Genomic DNA, 20,292 nt, shown 5'->3' with positions numbered 1-20,292 from the left:
GATGTCCGACCAGCCGTCCGAGAAGGACCTGCTCAAGCTCAAGGGCCGGAGGATCCCCGTCCTCGACCTGCTGAGGTTGTTCGGTGCCCGCCGCCGGGAGCCGTCGATCGTACTCGTCATGGAACAGGCACTCGACGCGGCCGGTCTCACCACGATCCCGTCGTTCGCGACCTGCGGTCACCAGGCCGACGTCCACATCGTCGCCGTGACGGTGGTCTTCGCGGAGGAATCGGCGCCGGACACCGAGAGCACCGGCACGGAGGACGAGGAACCGGCCGTTGTCCTTCCGCAGCACCCGCTGCGCGTCGGAGACATCCTCGATCCGAACTCCGGTGTGGTCTCCCTGCCCCCGACGGCCGGGCTCCAGACGGCGACTCACCTCATGCGATCGCGTAATTTCTCCCAGCTGCCCGTTATCGAAGGACAGTCCTATGTCCGGGGGGTGGTCACCTGGAAGTCCATTGCACGTATGTATGAACAGAACCTTCCGGTCAGCCTGGCTTCGGCGATGGAGACCGATGACCTCTCGGTGGTCGAAGAGAGTCAAGATTTCTTCGCGCTGCTCCCCTCGATCAGCGAGAAGGGATACGCACTCGTCCGGCGCAACGACGGCATCATCGGTGGGATCGTGACAGATGCCGATGTCACCGAACGCTTCGCCGCGACGGCCCGGCCGTTCTTTCTTGCCGGGGAGATCGAGTTCCGGTTGCGCAGGTGCCTGGGCAAGGCGGTCTCGGAAGAAGCCATCAAGGCCGTGCAAGCGGCGATGAACAACAAGAAGACCGGCCAGGTCTCGGATTTGACCTTCTTCCAGTACGAAGTGCTGATCGACGGCCAACAGCAGCAGTATCCGGCGCTCTGTGCCCAGGCCGACCTGAACTGGGCCGCGCTGAAGTGGGGCGGACTGGACCGCGGACAGTTCCTCTACGACCTCGCCCAAGTTCGCAAGATCCGTAACAAGATCGCGCACTTCGACCCGCAGCCCCTGCCCGAGGAACGGCTGCAGCAGTTGATCGCATTCCGTCAGTTGCTGCGCGAGTACGTACCGGACCTGTGATCCCGTGACGAGGGTGGGCCCGCGGAGCCAGCCGCGGGCCCACCCCCGTTCACAGTTCGAACTGCTGCCGCAAGAGGCCGGTGTCGAGTCGCAGCGTCCGCCCGTCCGCCAAGGTTTCCAGCACCTGGACTCCGTCGTAGTTCAGCAACTGGCGCAGTACGGCTGCGAACCCCTCCGGACGCCGGGACGGCGGCAGATTCACCCGCTGCGCGAGTGCCGTGACGGGCAGCGTCCCGCCGGATCCGAGCAGGGCGTGCAGGGCCTGTTCGATGCGTGCCATATCCGGCCGACGGGCCAGCATGTCGACCTGCAGGACAAACGTCTCCGAGGCCAGCAGTGCTCCGACCAGCGCCTCGTCGGGTGCGACCAGCGCGACGGACAGCAGACTGTCCTGGCTCGGCGAGGAGGGAACCACCACCTCGTCGAAGAGGGCGTCGTGGCTCCTGGCCAGCTCCGCCGCCGCCTTGGAGCGCTTCGCGGACACCTTCGCCACGGTCCGCGTGAGCGGTGCTGACTCCGGCTCCCGGGTCTGCGGGACGGCGCCCGACGCTTCGGCGTTCCACCAGGCCGGCCGCTGACTTCCCAACTCCCGCCAGCCCTTGGGCGGGGTGGCTCCGAGCGGCAGAAAAGCCATGACCGGAATGACGAACTCGGCGAGTGAGGCGCCACCGTGGTATCCGGCCCGCCGACTGCCGTAGCGGGTGTCCGTGTCCCACAGGGCCACGATCTCACCGCCCGGATCCGGGGCGACCACCCGTGGCCCGGACAGCCTGACCTCGGCTTCGGCGAGCGGCTCCGCCGGACTTCCGGCCGCGCGGTGCCGGGCCGACTGCGCCTGATCCACGGGCACCGGCTGCGCGTACCGGTCGATCACATGGCCGTGGTCGCTGGTGAGGATCACCGCCCGACCCTGCACGGCGGCGTATCGCAGCAGAGACCGGAGCGCTCCTATGTGGGACAGCCGCCACGAACCGTCGCCGAGTTTCTGCTCGCTGGACAGCCGGTCGTCGACGGTGTTCAGCACCACGGCCACATGAGCGAGATCGCCTTCGAGCGCTGCCAGCAGCTCGGGGCCGAGCCCGTCGCCCCCACTGTCCGCCCGCAGATCGTTCTTGTGGAAGACCGCCGCCTGCCGTCCGCCCCAGAACCGGTGCGCCGGGAAAAGCCGCTTCTCGTCCTGCTGCGTTCCCTGCATCAGCCGAGCCGCGAACAGCGAAGTCCGGGAGACGGCGGTGACCGTGGGCAGCGCCGCGGCCATCCCTCGCCGCTCGGGCGTGCCCTTGATCCCGGGCAGCGGATCGTACTCGGCCCAGGACTCGCGGAGTTCCTCACCCAGCTCGACGGCGACGGCCGTGCTCATCCCGTCGACAACCAGCAGCAGTATCCGCCGCTCGGTGAGATCCGCTACCACCGGTGCCACCACTGCCGGGAGGAAAGTCTCCACCGTGAGCATCGAGGCGGAGTCCTGACCATCCCGGGTCGAGACGGCCAGCGTCCGAGCAAAAGCTCTGTCGATGGCCCGTCGGTGCTCCCTGACCGAGGTGCACAACCGGTCGTACGCCGACTTCAGAACGGGGTCGGTGTCACCGCCGGCCTGGACATGCTCCAGCGCCATGTCCACCCAGCCGGTCTCCCGCATATGCCGCTGTACGGCTTCCGCCACATGCGGGATCTCGGCCTCGGGCCGGGTCGCCAGCCACCGGGCCAGCCTCCCCGCCATGACGGCACGCTCGATCCGCACGGACTCGTCCTCGCCAGTGGCCAGCCGGTGGGCCCGCAGCGACCCCAGCGCGACGGCCAGCTGTTCCGGGGTACGGGCCGTGAGCGCGTGCCCGGCTTCGGCGAACCGCGCTTCCAGTCCCTCCCGGAGCAACGGGCTGCGCCGCGCCGCCGTCTCCGCGCCGACCTGCCGGACGAGTACCCCGGCCCGGTTCAGCAGGGCGGTGATCAACCGGCGTGCCGCGGCGACGGCCTCTTCGGACTCCGGTCGGGCCGAGACGCCTGCCAGCAGCAGACCGGAGACGAACTCCTCACAGGCCCTGCCGAAGGCCGCGACCATCGAGTCGAGTGCTTCACCGCGGACCGGCGGTTCCTCCCCGAACCAGCGTTCCGCCCGTCCCCGGGCCCGGTAGACATCGGCATCCGCCTGTACGTCCGTGTGTACCCACAGGGCCGCGCACAGCAGACCGAAGGCCACCGCGTCCGCTCCGTGCTCGGCGGCCACCAGCGCCAGCAGTGCCTGTCCCGCCTGCCCGCCCTGTTCGTCCTCACCGAGGAAGTCCGCCAGGCCCGTCCGCTCTTCGGCGCGCAGGGCCAGGAAGCGGTCCGGCCCGCCGGACTGCAGCGACCACCGCAGTAGCGCGGGTACGTCGAGTACGTCGTCCCCGAGCGTCGGCCCGTCGGCGGGCCGGTCGGGGTCGTACCGGCCGATACCCAGCCGTCGCAGCGCGAGTTTGGTCAGGGCGTCCCGCCGGTTGAGCATGCCGCCGGTGAGGGCCGGCCAGCCCCCGGGCGGGGTGGCGTCCAGGAGCGCCTCGGCCGCCCAGTTGGCATCCAGCAGCCGCCCCTCGGTGTCGCCCCCCGCACGGAAGGACTGGCGCACGACATCCCAGATGTCGACGGCGTTGATGCGCTGCTTGTGCACCTTGGCGAGAACGTCGGGACCGAGCTCCGACTCCTCGCGGTCGGTGAGGACCACGAGGACCGCGGGGCCGTCGGCTCCGGGCGCCAGATGGGCGAGCGCCAGTTCGTAGACGGCGAGTGGGGACGAGGCCGGGGCGACCCGGGCCTGCCCGCTCTCGCCCCAAGCCACCTCAGGAGCCCCGTCCCACTGAGGCGTCGCACGCAGCAGTACGACGCAACGCCCGGACGACGCGAAGGTCTTGGTCCTGGCGGTCAAATACTGGGTGACGGTGGCCGTGTTGAGCCGTACGGCGCTGGTCGGAACAGAGCCGGCGGTCCGGGCCTGTCGGCTCACTCGACCACCCGCCAGCTGATCTCGACCGTCGCGTCGGGCTCGGCGGCCACCAGCTCGGCCAGCTCCGCGTGCAGCTCCGCCAGGGCCCGGGCGGCCTTGGTCCGTCCGCCGCCGGACCGGCGCTTGGCCCGGCCACCGGTCGGATGCGTGGTCGGGACGGGCGGGCTGCTGGAACCGTCGTTGAGGTCGATGTCGTCCGGCCGCCGGGGCTCTACCGGGGCGGATACGCCCGGAGCGGTCGGAGCCACCGGAGCAGCGGGGGCCTTGGCGCGTTCCAGCACCTTCACCATCGACTGCTTCGCTTCTTTGAGCGCGTCCTCCAGTTTTGCGGTCCGCTGATCGACCCGTGCCGCACCGCGCAGCGTCTCCAGCACGGCCTCACCGGCCGCACCGTACCGGTCCGCCAGGCTCAGCAGCTCCCAGGCGGCCGTGACGAGTGCGTTCTTCACCACCTCCGCCTGCCGGACCGAGGTGCTGTAGCGACTGGGTGGCACGTCGCCCAGGTCGTAGGCGGCGAAAGCGGTGATGATCTGCTTGGGGGTGGCCGAACCGCCGCCCGTACCGCCGAGTCGGAGCAGCTCCTCCAGAAGCCCGTGGGAGCGGTGGGCCAGGGCCAGTCGGCCGGATTCGTCCGTACTGTCCAGCCCGAGCAGTATCGTGTGGCGCTCCAACTGATCGACGAGGGCCCTCACATCGTCGTGGTACTGGGCCGCCTGTGCGGTGATCTGCCGGGCGAACTGGCCCACCAGCCGACCGCGGCGCAGCGTCGGCGGCTTCTGGCCGAAGATGTCCCAGGACCTCCGTCCCGCCTCCTCCCACGCCTCTTCGTCGGGCAGCGGCTGGGTGCGCAGGGCGTCGATGGGCTTGACTCCGGCCGGTTCGGGCGACGGGTCCAGCGGAGATCCGGCCCGTACCCACACCCGGTCGTCCATCTCCGCGTACGCGGAGATCACCAGGTTCGCCAGCAGCGGGTCGAGCCCCATCGGCTGCGGCTTGTCGATCCAGTCGGTGAGCTTGACGACGGTCAGATCACCGGGACCGCCGTCGGTGCGGGCCTGCAGCGCGAAATGCTCCACCCAGCGGGTCGACAGCCGGAAGTACGCCTCCTTCTGCTGGCCCAGCTGAAGCGGCTCGGCGAGGCGCCGCATCGCCGTCCGGTCCTTTGCCTGGACCTCGGCCTGCCGATCACCGGCTTCGGCAGCCGCCCGAACATAGCCGAAGACGGTACGCACATCCGCGGTCTTGAAGGAGGTGCCGGTGTTGTCGGGGTCCAGATCGGGGTGCGCGGGGAACTGCTGCGCCAGCGCCTTCGAGGCGATGTGCCGAATGGCGTCCCCGAGGGACTGGCCGACCGAGACCCGGAGGTCGGGCACCTCGCGCAGCGACGCGAAATGGTCCTCGAAGGACGTGTCGACATCGGCGGGCACCTTCTGCGCGCAGCCGTACGCCTGCCGGAAGGCCGCCTTCACGGTCTTCCGGAGGTTTTCTCGTTGTCCCTGCAGCAGGGCCTTGGCACGGGCCCTGTTGTCGGCGTTGAGGTGCTGGGCGTACTGGGTGTCGAAACGGCGCTCGTCGGCCAGGGCGTAGTCGATGGTGACCAGCCGCTGGAAGTCCTGGAAACGGGCCGCCGACAGACGCGTGGGGATCCATGCGATGGTCTGCGGCGCCAGACCAGGCCGTTCCCGGAGCCGCTCCAGACGGTTGGCCGCTTCGCGGGCCGAATGCGAGCTCTCGTCGTACGGCAGGTCGACGATCAGGCGCCACTGGCCTTCGCGGTCCGGTACGAAGACGTGGTCGGGCATGGTGTCGGTGTTCGCGGCGTCACCGAAGACGACCTCCGCGGTCCGGCTCGACCCGCGCCATACCAGTCGCAGCTCGTCGGCGTCGCCGAGCTGGTCCTGGCGCTGGACCCGCAGCTCCTCGGCCAGCAGCCGCTTGGCCAGGGACCGGCGGTTGGACGGGTTGTTGTTGACGTTGGCGTTGGCGATGACCGAGTCCACGTCGACACCGGCCAGCTCCAGGCGGACCCCGGGGTTGGTGTCGGTACCGATGGGCTTGATCTCGACGAAGCGCGCGGACCAGTCGGCGACCTTGGCCTTGATCACTCCGACCTCGGCGCCCGGGATGGGGGAGAGGACCGAACCGTGGTTGAGGGCGCTGAGTCTGCGCAGGGTCAGATCGCGCAGGGCGGGGACGCTGGGAGCCAGAGCAGACAGAAGGAGGGTGCAGATCAGCCGGTTGTCGCCGACGAAGCCCGTGCAGCGGCCCGTGAGCTGCGGATCGGTGATCGTGCCGCGGCGGTGCCGGTACCGCTCGATGTCCTCTTCGGTGACGTCGTACGTGGCGAGGAGGTGCGGGCGCAGCTTGGTGCGGTACAGCTTGTCGGCGGCCTGGAACTCCGCCTTCAGACTGTCCACGAACGGCTTGTCACCGCCGTCGGCGATCACCGGGTAGAGGTCACCGAGCGGAATGAGGCCCTCGAGGGTGGCGTCGTCCCGGTGGTCGGCGAGGAGCTGGCCCATCAGCTTCAGACCTGTACGGGAGCGCTGGAGCGCCGACGAGATATGGACCAGGGTGTCCATGAAAGCGGGGGAGAAGGGATACGTCAGCCGGAACGAGTCCTCGTCGGCACCGGTGGTTCCCTCGTCGGAGCCGAGCAGGGTGTCCCAGACCTGGGGGCCGACCCGCTTGATCTTCGCAAAGGCCGCGTCGAGCTTGGCGGCGGCTTCGGCGTCCTTGGGGCGCAGCAGGCGTGCGTTGGCGATCTGCGGGAGGTTGCGGTCCTCCAGGGTGATCTTGTCGAACCGGCCGGAGGCGAGGTTGAGGCTGTCCTGGATCGCCGTCTCCGCGGCGCCGGAGGTTTCCTCGCCGACCAGCTCGCGCAGGTCCCGCTGCCGGGCGATGAACGACACGATCGGGATGGCGCGGCGGGAGTCGGCACCCTCCACAAAGTTGGTGATCTTGTCGGCCTCACGGGAGACGAACCGCTGGTCGTGGATGCGGTTGGCCAGCCAGAGGATCAGCTCGTCCATGAAGAGGATGAGCCCGTCGTAGCCGAGCGACTTCGCGTGCTCGGCGATCACGGCGAGGCCAGCGTCGAGCGAGATGAAGCCGTACTCGTCCTCGACGGCGTTCTTGGCGAACCCGGGGAACCATGTGGTGCTGGCATCGTGCACCAGCTTGGCGCGCAGTTCGGCGGGCGTGGTCGGGTTCACCAGGTTGAGATTGGTCTCGCCGCCGTCCAGCTCCTCGGCGACCAGCGCGGTGTCCAGGAGGTCAGGGGTCCAGGAGAAGGCGTCACCCCACTCGTCGTCGCCGTCGTCCTCGGCACCCTCGGCTCCGGCGAGCCCGGAAATGAAGGCATCGTCACCCATCCGCTGCCGGTGGGAGCGGATGTCCTCGAAGAGCGCGTCGGTCCGGTAGACCTGGGGGGTCGGGGCTTCCGGGTGCAGTTTCTTGACATGGCTGACATAGCCGCCGAGGACCCGCTGCTCCAGGGACTTCGCCCCGAGCATGTGGTACGGGACGAGCAGGAACCGCTTGCGCTCCACACTCAGCCACTCGTGCTTGGCGAGGACCGGGTCGAACTCGTTGCGGGAGAGAGCGACCCGGTCACCGCGGAGCAGCGAGTGGAGGACGGCCATGAAGTGCGACTTACCGGAACCGAAGGATCCGTGGAGGTAGGCGGCCTTCGAGGTCTGTCCGTCGAGAGCGGCCTTGATCAGCCCGAGCGCCTCGTCGAAGTTGTCCAGCAGCCGCTCGGTCACTACATAGTCACGGAGCGCCCGCTCGGCCCCTGCCTCGGTCACCGCCTCGGCGAGCTTGAGGACGAAGTCGGAGGTGGAGATCGACGTCTTGATGTCGATCACATCGCGAAGCAGGGGGGCTGTGGCGGCGTTGGCGTTCGAGGCCATGTCTGGTGCGCGTCTCCTGTTTCCGGCGTCGTCGTCCTGCGAGGGGAGGGTTCGACGGCGCGGATCGCCGAGGCCGTCACGCGTGGTGTACGGGTGACCCCGGGAGGTACTCGACGGAGGCGCCGCCGGGGTCCGGGCAGGCCGCGGACCACGGCCGATCGTACCTCGGTGCATAAAGAAAAGAAGCAGGGTTGCACCAGGCCGGAGCAGGTCAGCCGAGGCGCGTGACGAACGCCTCCCAGGCGCGGGGGGTAAAGGTGATCACGGGCCCGGTGGGGCGTTTGCTGTCACGGACGGGGATGGCACCGGGGATGTTGTCGGCGATCTCGACACAGTCACCTTGCCCGCCGCTGTAGCTGCTCGTACGCCAGCAGGCTATGTCGTCGCTATCGACTGCCGCCGGGCCTTCTTTGATCATGTCTTGTGCTCCTTGGTGACGCGCTGGATCAGTGCCAGGGACTCCGCTGGCGGCAATGCTGTCATGCGCGCGTCGTCAAAGAGCGCTCGATACTGGGCGACTTCCGGCTCCCGCTCCATCCAGATGTTGCCGGTAGGCGCCTCGGTGAGCACGAGATCGAGAGAGGCGAGCTGGGGAAAGCTCATGAGCACGTACGGGCCGAACATTCCGGAGTGGGCACCGCGCGAGAACGGCAGTACCTGAATGGTGATGTTGGGCTGCTGCGCCATCGCCAGCAGGTGCTCCAACTGTGCTGCCATGATCGCTGGTCCGCCGACCTGCTGGTGCAGGACGCCTTCCGCGAGCACCGCCCAGAATTCGATCGGATTCTCGCCGGTCAGACGCTCCTGCCGGGCGAGCCGGACCTCGACGAATCGGTCGATCTCCTCGGCTGTCCGCCAGGCACGTGAGGCCACGGTCACGGCGCGCCCGTACTCGGGGGTCTGCAGCAGCCCCGGGATCAACTGCACTTGGTAGGTGCGAATGCCGGCGCAGATCGACTCGGTCTCGATCTGGTCGCGGTACGCGTCACTGAGAACTGAGGCGTACTCGTGCCACCAACCCTCGCGCCGTCTGCGGTTCGCCCTCAGTGCGAGCGAAGTCAGCCGTTCCACCGTTTCCGCGTCCGTCACTCCGTACGCCTGCATCAGAGCGATGAGGTCCGGTGTGCGAACGGGGACGTGTCCGTTCTCTATGCGGCTGATCTTCCCCTTCGTGCAGTCCAGCACGTCGGCGGCAGCCGTGGTGGTCAGTCCCGCGGCTTCCCTGGAACGCCTCAGTTCATCGCCGAGTTGGCGCCCCAGGACGGTGGATGGCTTCACGTTTGGCATGGGTCACTCCCTACCAGACGGCGACGACTCACCGCGTTAGAACTACCCGATTGGATGAATCATGCGCTAGATATGCATTCAACGTTGCATGGATCGTCGTTTGCCCGGCAATCTCCTTGTGCCGCATCGGTGACGACGCGGCTTGGCGTACATCGATCTCTTGGGAGCTGTCATGGCTGCACAGATCGACGTCCACTTCCGGCTGTCGCGGCGACCGCGCAGCGTGCCCAGGGCACGATCCGCGTTGCACGCGGTACTCGCCGGTTGGGGTGCCGGGGACGAGTTGCTGCACACGGCGGAGCTGGTGATCTCGGAACTGGTCACCAATGCCCTCCGGGTCCGTGTGCCGAAGGACCGCCAGGTCGGTGTGCGGATCACGCATTCGGCTACGGAGGGCTTGCTGCGGCTGGAGGTGAGCGATGCCGGGGCAGGGCGGCCCGAGCTGAAGGTCCCGGACGACGACGATCCCCATGGCCGGGGGCTGTCGATCGTGGAGGAGCTGAGCCACCGCTGGGGTGTTGATCAGCGGGTGGGCGGGATCGGCAAGACGGTGTGGTCCGAGCTGAAGGCTCCTGGCCTGGTGCCGTGCCCCGCTACCCGGGAGATCGCGGCTATCGCGGTGCGGAGTGGCCAGTCGGTGCGGCTCTGGGGTGAGTGGCGCACGATTCGCAGCGTCCGGTCGGAACAGCAGGCGACCGGAGGTGTGGTCGTTGTCCTCGGCCTGGCCGATGGACCCCCGCTGCGGGTGCCCGCCCATGAACCGCTTGCGGTACGCGGCTCCGGGCTGTCCTTCCCGTCCCGGGACGGGAAGGACAGCCCGGAGTGATCAGCTCTTGGCGGAGCGCCGACCGCGCGCCGCCGCTGCGGGCCGCCAGTTGCGGAGGTCGTCGTCGGTGAGGCCGAGTTCGCCCTGCTGGGTGGCGCGGTAACCGTCGAAGAAGGCTGCGGGGGAGCCGCTGTACAGAACGTCGAACTCGTTGTGCCACTGGGTGAGCCAGGGCTGCAGTTCGAGGAGCCCCGCGAGGAGCGGAGTCATCTCCTCCTTCGACAGCTCACCGTGATTGGTGAAGTACGCGGCAAGCGCCTGCGCCTGCTCCCGGTGATCCCAGCCGGCCCAGCCGAACAGCTCGGGCGTCCCGGAGATCGCGCCGGTCGCGTACGAGATGAACCGCTCCTTGGGCACGTCGAGCTTGCCTCGCGCCCGCCAGTAGGACGGCTTGAGGAAGTCGGCGGAGGTGTACTTCGGCGGTACGGGGATGCTGTCGCGGATCCTGCGCTTCTCACCCTCGTCCGCCGCGGCGTCCTCCTCACGCTGGAGGTCCCAGACGTGCTCCCAGTCGGCTCGCTTCTTCAGGGCGGCGGGCTTGTAGCGGAGCGCGGAGAGGAAGGGAACGTGCTCATCGGCGAGGAGGGCGGAAACGACGTCTGCGAGCTCCTTGCGGGGCGCATAGATCTCCGCGACGGACACGAAGTCCTCGTCGCGCGAGAGCACGTCGGTGAGCTGTGCACGGCTGAGGATGGCGGGCTGCCCATTCTCGTCGTACCAGTGCTCGCGCTTCTCAATCCGATCGAGCAGCCACGCCCGCAGAGCCTTGTCCTGAAGCGCGTCCCACCCTTCGGTGGCCCAGCGACGCTTGTACTCGGGCCGCTCGATCATGCCGATGGCACGGCTGGTCTCGATGACATGGATGCGCTTCTGCACGACAGCCCTGTAGGCGTCGGACCAGTGCTCGGGCAGCTCGGTGATGGGCGTGGACCAGTGCCGCTTAAACCACTCACCGGAGGCTTCACCGGCTGCAACCTGCCGCGCAAGCACAATCTCGAATGCCCGCTCGCCAAGTGCAAGCTCGGGAACGTCTGCCTCGGGCGCGCGCAGATCCTCGGAGTGAAGATTGTATAGCGAATAAACCTGCCAGTCGAGCTCCTCTTGCAGCGCAATCATCTGTGATCGATTTGAATCCCAAACCTCGCGAAATTCTCTGAGGCTAGCGACTGTGGGGGTAATTCCTCCTTCTCTGTAAAGGGTGGTGGATCTAATGCCAGCGATCGCTTGAGAGTGACTGTCTACGGCGGATGCCAAGGCGATTGGTTGTTCTTTTGGGAGAGGGAGAGATTCGAGTCTGGTCCCAGTGAATTCGTAGAATTTCTCCCAGTCTTCGCTGGCAATCCCCCCGCCGATTCCTCCGTGCCCCTTGTCGTGACATACTTGCTTGAGCCAGAAGCAGGTGACGGAGCTGCCGAGGATCCCGAGAAGTCCGATGAGGTACTCTTCGGAAGGATTCTCGCGAAAATTGATTACCAGAGATGAGTGCTGGAATACGTTGGCACTTCGGCTGATGGTGAAGTGATTATGCGTCGCCACGAATGCGAAGGTGATGCTGGGCTGGATCTTGTAGCGCTCAGGGAAGAACATTGAGTACTCAAACCATTTCAAGCCGCGCCCGGTTTGAGTTTTTCCAAAAGCTGTTCGCTCGCTCAGGATCCTCTTTGTGGGCCAAAGAGCTTTCCGTACCGGGTCAGGCGCCTCTGGTTCAAGTGTTTCTTCGGAATATGGCCAAAAGGCGAATGTGGGGTTGTTGATCGAGTAGTCGCGAATTTCTGTTCCGTCGACCAAGGGGCGTTGGTGTGTTGCGGGTACGCAACGGCGCCTGAGGTAGTCGGCGCCTACCATGTAAGCGCTGTCCTCTCGCGTGACTGCTCCGGCTCCGACGCTCTGGGTAATCTTTGCTAGATGTCCGCTCGATGACCTCTCGATCTCTTCGAGCATTTCCAGGCCGCCGTCTGTCAGGATCCAGGGGTGCTTTGCAAAATGGAATTCCCTTTCAAGGTCTCCTGCTGATACCCACCTACTCGTTGATCCTGGGAGGTCGATTTGGGACGTTATAGCATTCCATACGAGTCCTCTCTCGGCCTGGTTGGGAACTTCAGGTTCGCCTCGTACGCTGCGAATGGTGCGGATGGTACTCGTGCGGGAATTGCCGGATCGGCGACGTCCAATTAGAATTACAGTGGGTGTGCCATGGCCGGGAATGTATGCCCCTGATGTGTCGATTACCTCGCTGAGCTCAACCTTGTGTGCGAAGTACTCCTCGATCAGTTTGGCGCCGAACTCTCTTTTCATGAAGGAATTCGATGTGATCTGGCCGACCATCCCAAAATGATGCCCGCTCGGTTCGCCTGTCCTTGCCAGCTGAAAGAATCGTTCGGCGAATGGCACGGACAGTGCGTATGCTCCCGAACATGACTTGTAGAGGTCCCGGTAAAGCGCGTTCAGTTTTCTATCTTTGACGGTGATGTATGGAGGGTTTCCCACTACCACGTCATACCGCCCCTGCTCCAAAATGCCCTTGTGTTCGTGGACGTCCTCTGTTGCGTAAGAGAAGTAGGCCAGTTCGTCCCTTTGCTCCTCTGGGTCAACGAAAACCAGCTCGCCCTGGCCGTTTGCGTCCTTCACCCCGAACTCAAGCTGCCGCGCCTTGATCAGTGAGTCCCCCACCGCCAAGTGAACCGGCCAGTCGTACCGCGCCGCATCCCGCAACGTACGAATATTCGCCGCCGCCATCGCTGCCATCAGCAGCCGGAACCGCGCAATCGCCACCGCGAACGGATTCAGGTCCACCCCATGCACCGCATCCAGCGCGATCTTGACGCGCTCGTGCGGGTCCTGCCCGATGCCCCGCTTCGTCAGCACCTTCAGCATGCGGGCGAACGCGCCCAGCACGAAGTGGCCCGACCCGCACGTCGGGTCGATCATCTTCAGCTTGTCGACGGTGCCGCCCATCTCGCGGATCACCGGGTCCATCGTCCGCTGGAGGATAAAGTCCTCCACGAACTCCGGCGTCTGGAGCAGCGCGTACGTCTTCCGGGCCGCCTCCGAAAGATCCTGGTACAGGTCGCCCAGGAAGCGGGTGTCCCAGCCCTCCGTACCGTCCGCGTTCAGCGGGTCAGTGAAGTCGTGGACGAGAGCGTCGTCCGCGTCCCGCTCGCGCCAGAACTCCACCAGCGCCCGCGCGCCGTCGTGGGACAGCGGGATCTGGAACAGCGGGTTGTGCCGACGGTTGAAGAGCAGCTTGCCGGCCTCACCGGCACCCAGCTCCTCGAAGGCACGCTCCAGCCAGCCTCGGAACGTCGGGTCCTGCTCCACCTCGATGTACTGCGCGTACCGCGCCTCCGCGAGATCGCGGCGCTCGGGCTCGGCCGCGGCCAGGTAGGGCTCGGGGATCAGCCGGTTGTCCTCGCAGAAGCGCACGAAGACAGTGCCCAGCACCCAGGCCACCGCGACCTGGGTGACCCGCTCGTCCAGCCAGGCGTTCCAGGTCGCCGCCGTGCGTCCGAGCTTGAACGCTTGGTCGTACTCGGCCCGCAGCCGCCCGGCCACCATGGCGCGGTCCGCGCGGTCCGTCGGCATGCTGCCGAGCTGCTCCGGCACCCACGCCATCCAGACCGGAGTGCCCGCGTCGGCCTTCACCAGCTTCGTGTGCTCGGCGCGCAGTGGCTTGAGCGTGGTCTCGCCGTCCTTGACCTGCGCGGCCAGGTCGATCTCGGCCGCCTTGACCTGCTTGGTGAGGTCGGTCAGCAGCTTCTTGCGGTCGATCACGTCGACAGGTCTCCCGTCATCCAGCATCACCCCTGCGCGGTCGAACGGTGGTGGTTCTCCACCCACGCGTTCGGCAGCGGAATCCACTCGCCCAGCCCTGCCTGATGCGGCACGGCTACCGTTCCCAGCCTAGGCGGACGGGCCGGATCGTTCTGCGGGCACAGCAGCCACAGCCCCCGCCTCCCGCCCCGGGCCCGCTCCGCCAGCCTGTCCAGTACACCCATGGCGTCATAGCGCGCCAGCACTCCGGCATCCGTCAGCAGCAACGGAGACCCGGGAGACCCGGCCAGCCCGGCGGTCAGCCGCGGCTCCACCGCGCCCCAGGCCGTCGCCGCGTACTCCGCGAACTTCAGCGCGGCCTTCGAACCTGGCTCCGCCACATCCGCACGCAACAGGGTCTCCCAGGTCGGCCTCGGCCGCTGGTCCACCAGCCTGTGCAGGGCGTCCAGGAAGAGCCCGGTCACCGAGACCGCCTCCGCCCGGAAGCGCTCGCCCGCCAGCTCCCGTACCGCCCTCGGCGTCAGGGTCACCGGCACGGTCAGCACCCGGAAACCGTCCCGGGAGGCAGAGGACAGCAACCGCTCCTCCGCCGCCACCGCGTCCGCGAGCTGAGGATCGTCGATGTACCGGTGCGCGGACAGGGTCGCCGTGGGCCGGCGCCGGTCGACGAAGGACACGAACGTCGAATCGTCCTTGCGCTGCCTCGGCAGATAGCGCGAGACGGGGGTGCCCGCGCGGGACGACAGCTCCAGGTCGAAACCCGCGTCCCTGAGCGCCTTCGTCAGCGGGCCGCCGGTCGGCAGGGTGCTTCCACTACGGGGGTCCAGCAGCTCCGGGAACCGGGCCCGGACCCGCTCGTGGACGTCCTCGGCGGTCAGACCCGGCTGGCGGTCGCGCTCCAGACCGGGGGTAAGACGTACGAGACCGGCCTGGGTCAGCCGCAGCGCTCGTACCAGCGGCAGCTCGCGTGGATAGATTTCCAGCCGGGGTGTGGCGGCGGCACCGTGGGAGGCGGCAGCCGCGATCTCGACCAGGCGGCGTTCGTCCCAGCCGACCCCGGCCGCGCTCGGCGGCGGAACGGCGTCCAGCTCGGCCAGCACGGTGGCGGCCGTGGGCAGGGTGTCCAGCTTCGCGAGGCGGTTCGCGACCTTGCCCAGCCGCGTCGCGTAGGCCAGCAGGCCGGGCCCGGACGGTGTCTCCGGCGGGTCGTTCTCGCCGACCTCCAGAGCCAGCAGTCCCGTGCGTCGGGCCTCGTCGGCGGCCTGGCGGTTGAGGGCGTGCTGGAACTCGGCCTCCGCCGGTGCGGCCTCCTCCATCTCCACCACCGCCCGCACCGCGGCCAGCCCCATCGCCCGCCGCTGGGCGAGCTCAAGCAACTCCGTACCCCGGCGGACTGCCAGCGCGTCGGCGACCTCCGCGGCCGACGCCACCCGGCCCATGGAGCGCAGCAGCTCGAGAACCTCGGCGCGCAGGCTCTGCACGGCCGGCCGCTGCCGCCACCGTCGGCGCTGCTCCTTCAGCATCAGGGAGACACTCGACGGAGTGACTCCCAGCATCTGTGCAACGTCCTTCTGCATCGGCCAGACGCCGATACCGGGCGCGCCCTGCTCATCGGGGATCCGCAGCAGCAGCCGCACCATTTCGCACTCGTTGCGGTTCGAACCGTTCTTCTTCAACTCCGGCACGAAGATGGTGGCCAGGGTGTCCAGACTGATTCGGCGGAGGTTCCGCTCGGCGATGTCCTTGCCGCCGTCCGTGTCCACCAGGGACTCGGCCACCGCTGTCTCGGCGTTCGACAGCTCCTGCTTCGCGGCCTTGCGGCCCTGCGGCGTCAGGGGTGCCACGGGCTGCTGCGCCAGGAGCTTCCGCCACTGCTTGATCCGGGCCAGAACCTCCTTACGGGTCTTCGCGCCCAGGCCCGGCGCGTTGACGAGAGAGCCGCGGGAGTAGTCGAGGAGCTGGCCGACCTCGTTGACGCGGAGGCTGTAGACGAAGGACTCGGCGGCCGGACTCAGACCGGCGGCGGAGAGCGGGGTCGTACGCTCCACCGCGGCGGCCAGCCGGTCGCGCTGCTCCTCGGCGGTCTCCTCCTCCGCGTCGGCGATCACGGCGGGACCGCGCCGGGCATCCTGCGCCCCCGGCGCCTCGGCCGGCCGCTTCGCCTTGCTCGACGGCTTGGCCTCGTCCATCGCGAGGAAGATCCGCTTCCAGGCGTCCCGCATCGGCTTCAGCTCGGGGAAACGCCGGGCCGCGTCCCGGTGCAGGGCCTTGCGGAAGAACTCCACCAGTCCCGCGCGGACCGCGGAGTCGAAGGCGTCGGCGGCGATCGACGGGTACGGCTCGTCCTTTGCGTCGGTCTGGCGGGCCAGCACGGCTCCACCACCCCAGACCGGCAGCTCGCGCGATGCCATCTCGTGCAGGGTGACGGCGAGCGCGTACCGCTCCGCGTGGGCGTCGTACACGGAGCGGTCGGTGAGGGTGCCGATGAACGGGTCGAGATAGCCCTCGGTCCCGGCCTCGGTCTCCTGTACCGGGAAGCCCGCGAGCGAGAAGTCGATCAATACGAGTTCGCGGGTGCGGTTGCGGCGGACCCGGATCGCGATGTTGTCGGGCTTGATGTCCCGGTGCCAGACGCCCTCGCCCTCCAGGAAGTCCACCGCGCCGAAGAGGTAGTCGCCGTAAGCCTCCAGCTGGTCGACCGTAAGACGGCCGAGATCGCGGAGCTGCCGGGCCACGGTTTCCTCGCGGCGACGGGTCCTGGTCGAGCCGGGCGCGGCGGGCTCGTCACCGGGATCCCGCTCGTCGCCGACGTACTCCATGATCAGGACGGTGCGCGGACCGATCCGCTGCGGCTCGGGCTCGATCAGCCGGATGATCCCCGAGTGCGGGCGCAGCTGGCCCATGACTGATGCCTCGCGCACCAGGACGTCATTGCTGCGCTCCGAGACGGCCACTTTGAGGACGGCCAGGGACTTCGCGAAGGGGACGTCGGGTCCGGCCGTGAGGTCCCGTACGAGGAAGGCCCGGCTGGTCGAGCCGGTGCCCAGGCGTCGCCGGATCTCCCAGCGGCCAGCCAGAACATCGCCCGCCACCGCTTCCAGCGGGTCCTTCTCCTCGACGGGCCGGGGCTCCGCCTTCGCGACCTCCGGCTCCGGTTCGACCGGAGCTTCGGCAGCCGCAGGCCCGGGGTCGGCCGTCGGCTCCGTCAGGGTGTCCTCGACGACTTCCAGCATCTCCAGGAAATCGTCGACCGAGGTCAGCCGGTCCGACACCTGGTAGGCGGTCGCAGCCTGGACGAGCTCGTCGATGAACTCCGACAGACCGTCCACGACCGCGCTGGGACGCAGGCCCTCGCCCGCCTCGTAGCGGGCCATCAGCTCCGCCTGGCTGGCGGCCGGCGCCTTCCCGGTGGCCAGCAGATAGGTAAGGACCCCCAGACCGTAGACGTCCAGGGCCACCGGGTCCGGCCTGGCTGCAGTCAGCTCGGGGGCGAGATAGGGGTCCGCACCCTCCGCCAGATGTGCACCGGCGTGGGAGAAGGTCGTCGGCGCGTGCCGGTCGCCGCCCGCGCTCGCCCCCGCCTGGCCGGGTACGCGCTGGACCGCGACCTGCCAGTCGGAGATCTGCAGATACGGGGTGAGCCAGCCGGCCTCCCCACGGTCCCGGCCACCGGGAGCGACATGGACGGCACGGGCGGCGAGCGTCCGGTGGTAGAGCCTGCGCCCGTGCGCGGAACGCATGGTCTCGGCGAGCTGGCGCACCAGGGCCATCCGGGACAGTACGTCCAGCTTCTCGCCGTACTGCACGAGGTACTCGTCGAGGCGCAGCGTCCGCGGATCGAAGTCGAAGATCAGCGCCGGGCCCGCGGAGTGGCCGGTCGGGTCGTACTGCTTGAGCTGGACCACGCCCCGGTGGCGGAAACCGCGCAGCACGGCGGCCTCCCGGCGGGCGGCACGCTCCACCGAGGCGCGGTGTCCGCTGTCGGATCCGCGCTCGCGCAGATAGACGCGGATACGGGCGGCCTCCGGCAGCTCGCTGTGGCGGGCCAGATAGTCGGCCCAGGTGGGACCCGAGTCGAAGGACTTCCGGTTCAGCAGGTAGGGGCCGACCTTGAACTCCGCGTCGCTGCGGGCGATGCCGATCTGCTCCAGGGCCGCGGCGATCCGGCGGGAGCGGGGCGCGTCGATCCGGCGACGCTCCTCCCGCGGCGGCTCCTCCAGCATCCCGACGAGCTGCCGCACGGTGTGGATGCCGTGCTGATGGTGGGCGGGCAGCAGATTGCGCAGGGAGTCGTCGGTGAAGCAGACCGCTTCCGAGACCCACACCTGTGCGCCGTGGCTCTTGAGGAGGGAGGCCAGCTCCTTGGCCTTCTTGTTGGCCAGGTGCAGCGGATTGCCGTGGGAGATCTGGCGGCCGCCCGGCTGGGTCTGCAGCCAGGAGCCGTTGCGGGACTCGACGGAACCGTGCCAGTCCTTGAGCTCGATCAGATGCACCCCGCCCGGTGCGATCACCAGGAGATCGACTTCACGGACATGACCCGTGCCCGCGGTGAAGGTGAAGTTCGACCAGGCCCGCCACGGATCGTGGTCCTTGAGCTCCTGCTGGATGGCCTGGAGGCCGCGCTGCTCGTGCGTGAACTCGGATTCGGTGACCGTCGTCCACCGGCCGTCCCGCATGCGCAACCCTCTTTGTGATGATTTTCGGCGTTCTGTGGCTTGTCGCGGAGGTCTATCGCCGCGCACTCGAAATCGTAACGGCTGAGTTCGGACGGAACGGGCGCACGAAGGCGCTCTCCACAGCTCCGCATTGTCGGATCGTATGACTAATGTGATCGTTATGACGAGGGGTAACCGGACGCAATCGATGAGCACTGCCCACGTGGACACCACCCGCCAGTGGCTGCTGCAGCCGATCGGGGGCCCGAGGCTCCAGGGGAAGAAGCACTATGCCCACTCCGTCGAAGCGGGCATCGACCTCACCGATCCCGAGTACGGGGACCTTCTGGGCAGCGAGGCGGAGGACCTGCGCGCACTGTTCTCGCAGCGTGTAGCCCGGTTCTGGGGATCGATCCGAGCAGCCAGTGCGGGGCACAGCAAGAACAAGGCGATCGACACCATGTCTCCCGGGGACGAGGTGCTCTTCCTCTCCGAGGGGGTTGCCATAGCCCGGGCCAAGGTGGTCCTGGTCTTCCGGAACCCCGCCCTGGCCGAGAAGATCTGGGGTCAGGACCCGGAAGGCAAACTCTGGGAGTACATGTACGCGGTGGACGACGTGGAGACGCTCGCCGTTCCGATTCCCGAACTGACCAAGGCGATCGGTTGGGAGAAGAAGGATTTCGTTCAGTCGCTCATCGGGCGGAGCGGCAAGGAGGCATTGGCCATCGATGCTCTGCTCCGCGGTGAGCGGCCGCCCGCCGTCCCGGCCCCGCGCCTCTCGAAGTCCGGCCTCACTCGCGACACCCTGTTTCGGACAATCAGGTCGCTCGAGATCGACCCGGCGCAGCAGTCAGTCGCTTTGCTCTGGTCCATCGGGCGGCTCGTCGAGCAGCGGGACCGGCTGGCTCCCTGGACCGAGCTCGAGCAGGAGGTCGGGTCCCTCCTGAAAGCGTTCGGAAACGAGGGCGAGAGCGTCGCAGCCGAGCGGCCGTTCCGACTCCTCCAGGCGGGCGGGTTGTGGGAGGTGCGAGGGGACACCGGGGCGGACCTCGAGATCTCTGCGGCCGCCCTGCGCAGGGCCCGGGCCCGGGGCGGCCTGAGCGAGGACGCGGCCAAGCTGCTCAAGAACGCCCGGAGTCGTGCCCAGGCGGTCGACCTCGTGCTCTCCAGCCATCTCTCCGGCACGGAGACGGACCGGACGGCATTGCTCGAGCGGACCGGCCTCGACGGCTACCTGAGTGCGGGCGGCCGGTCCGAGGAGGACGCGGGCCCGGCTCCCGTGGGCCGACGCCCCAGGAGCGGTTCGCAGCCCGACCGCGATCGGCAGACGGCTGCGCTGGTCAAGGATCTCTACGGGAGCGTTTGCCAGGTATGCGGTGAACCCCTGGAAACACGCGGCGGCCCCTACAGCGAGGCCGCTCACATCCAGGGCCTGGGAAGTCCTCACCTCGGCCCGGACGTGCTGGAGAACCTGCTCTGTCTCTGCCCCAATCACCACAAGCAGTTCGACACCTTCAGCATCTTCATCGACGAACACTGGTCAGTGCGCCTGACGAGCAGCGGCGAGGCGAGGTGGGAACTCACCCGCCGACACCGGATCAACCCCGAGTACGTCGCCTACCACCGGGACCTGTGTCTGCGCGGCTGGTGACCAGCAGTCGCTCCGCGTCGCTCTGCAGCGTCTCTCTGAATAGTCGGGTCAGGTGGCGAGATGGTGCATACGGTTCGCGGCGCGGGACTTGTACCGGATGAAGGCTCGGCGGGACCCCGAGTAGGTATCGAAAGCACTAACCGTCCACAGTGTG

The 20,292-nt window shown here is 67.9% G+C and carries 9 protein-coding genes; 3 read left to right on the top strand and 6 right to left on the bottom strand.

Going from position 1 to position 20,292, the window contains the following annotated elements; all coding sequences use genetic code 11:
* The first annotated feature begins 1 nt into the window (after nt 1).
* Nucleotides 2–1,057 (top strand): CBS domain-containing protein, encoded by a 1,056-nt coding sequence (locus AB0G74_RS23905; protein ID WP_361149657.1) that lies wholly within the window; start codon nt 2–4, stop codon nt 1,055–1,057.
* Between the two features lie 49 nt (nt 1,058–1,106).
* On the opposite strand, the gene pglZ is transcribed toward AB0G74_RS23905, so the two are convergent.
* From pglZ to AB0G74_RS23885, 4 genes are all read right to left on the bottom strand, one after another.
* Nucleotides 1,107–4,034, bottom strand: coding sequence for a BREX-2 system phosphatase PglZ (gene pglZ / locus AB0G74_RS23900; RefSeq protein WP_361149655.1), 2,928 nt, complete (start codon nt 4,032–4,034; stop codon nt 1,107–1,109).
* Entirely contained in the window at nt 4,031–7,948 is a 3,918-nt protein-coding gene (locus AB0G74_RS23895) for a phage resistance protein (protein WP_361149653.1), read from the bottom strand. Before AB0G74_RS23895 ends, pglZ begins: the two co-directional genes overlap by 4 nt.
* Nucleotides 7,949–8,159: 211 nt before the next feature.
* Entirely contained in the window at nt 8,160–8,366 is a 207-nt protein-coding gene (locus AB0G74_RS23890; RefSeq protein WP_361149651.1) for a DUF397 domain-containing protein, read from the bottom strand.
* Nucleotides 8,363–9,235: a helix-turn-helix transcriptional regulator gene (locus AB0G74_RS23885; protein WP_361149649.1), complete on the bottom strand. Its 873-nt coding sequence runs from the start codon at nt 9,233–9,235 to the stop codon at nt 8,363–8,365. The genes AB0G74_RS23890 and AB0G74_RS23885 overlap by 4 nt, the downstream gene beginning before the upstream one ends.
* A gap of 172 nt (nt 9,236–9,407) precedes the next feature.
* Between AB0G74_RS23885 and AB0G74_RS23880 the strand changes: the two genes are divergently transcribed.
* Nucleotides 9,408–10,061 (top strand): ATP-binding protein, encoded by a 654-nt coding sequence (locus AB0G74_RS23880; RefSeq protein ID WP_361149646.1) that lies wholly within the window; start codon nt 9,408–9,410, stop codon nt 10,059–10,061.
* Here AB0G74_RS23880 and pglX read toward each other — a convergent pair whose 3' ends face one another.
* The gene (pglX, locus tag AB0G74_RS23875) at nt 10,062–13,643 is read right to left on the bottom strand and encodes a BREX-2 system adenine-specific DNA-methyltransferase PglX (protein ID WP_361149730.1); all 3,582 of its coding nucleotides are present in this window, start codon (nt 13,641–13,643) and stop codon (nt 10,062–10,064) included.
* A gap of 215 nt (nt 13,644–13,858) precedes the next feature.
* A complete protein-coding gene (gene pglW / locus AB0G74_RS23870; RefSeq protein WP_361149644.1) occupies nt 13,859–18,508 on the bottom strand; it encodes a BREX system serine/threonine kinase PglW in 4,650 nt (1,549 codons plus the stop codon).
* Nucleotides 18,509–18,710: 202 nt separating this feature from the next.
* Here pglW and AB0G74_RS23865 point away from each other — a divergent pair, with 202 nt between their 5' ends.
* Entirely contained in the window at nt 18,711–20,138 is a 1,428-nt protein-coding gene (locus tag AB0G74_RS23865) for an HNH endonuclease (protein ID WP_361149642.1), read from the top strand.
* Nucleotides 20,139–20,292 lie beyond the last annotated feature (154 nt).

It is taken from the genome of Streptomyces sp. NPDC020875, from assembly GCF_040641415.1.
Lineage (GTDB): Bacteria > Actinomycetota > Actinomycetes > Streptomycetales > Streptomycetaceae > Streptomyces.
This window is presented reverse-complemented; position numbering and strand designations above follow the sequence as displayed.

Bases quoted from the DNA above. Each gene is read 5' to 3' on its own strand.
- AB0G74_RS23905 (WP_361149657.1), top strand. From the start codon at position 2: ATGTCCGACCAGCCGTCCGAGAAGGACCTGCTCAAGCTCAAGGGCCGG.
- pglX (WP_361149730.1), bottom strand. From the start codon at position 13,643: ATGCCGACGGACCGCGCGGACCGCGCCATGGTGGCCGGGCGGCTGCGG.
- AB0G74_RS23890 (WP_361149651.1), bottom strand. From the start codon at position 8,366: ATGATCAAAGAAGGCCCGGCGGCAGTCGATAGCGACGACATAGCCTGC.
- AB0G74_RS23880 (WP_361149646.1), top strand. From the start codon at position 9,408: ATGGCTGCACAGATCGACGTCCACTTCCGGCTGTCGCGGCGACCGCGC.
- pglW (WP_361149644.1), bottom strand. From the start codon at position 18,508: ATGCGGGACGGCCGGTGGACGACGGTCACCGAATCCGAGTTCACGCAC.
- AB0G74_RS23885 (WP_361149649.1), bottom strand. From the start codon at position 9,235: ATGCCAAACGTGAAGCCATCCACCGTCCTGGGGCGCCAACTCGGCGAT.
- AB0G74_RS23895 (WP_361149653.1), bottom strand. From the start codon at position 7,948: ATGGCCTCGAACGCCAACGCCGCCACAGCCCCCCTGCTTCGCGATGTG.